General features: G+C 69.9%; 1 protein-coding gene. It reads right to left on the reverse strand.

Annotated elements, in window-relative coordinates:
* A partial coding sequence (locus AC0IYH_RS30035) for a (d)CMP kinase (RefSeq protein WP_471837752.1) occupies window positions 1–310 on the reverse strand: 310 nt, incomplete at its 3' end.
* Between the last annotated feature and the right edge of the window lie 45 nt (window positions 311–355).

Consider the following 355-nt stretch of genomic DNA (forward strand, 5'->3'; position numbering starts at 1 on the left):
GCTGGTTGGCGAAGCGTCGTTGCCTCTGGAGCAGCGACGCGCGGACCAGCGGATGCGCCGAGACGATCGACGCGAGTTGCCCGACATCGTCGTCGCGCAACGCGGGATCGGCCAGCGTCAGGTCGTCGAAGTCGCACGCCGCGACCGCGTCCGCCTCCCGCGTCGGGTCCAGCTCCAGCCGCCGCACGGTGAACGCCACCGCGCGATACAGCAGCCCGGTGTCGAGGTGCGGCAGGCCGTAATGGCGGGCCAGGGCCCTGGCGATAGTACCCTTGCCCGATGCGGCAGGGCCGTCGACGGCGATGATCATAGGTCGTGCCTTTGTAGCCAGCCACGCAACAGCGCGACCGATTCG

The sequence above is a fragment of the Pseudomonas sp. AC463 genome (assembly GCF_979253585.1).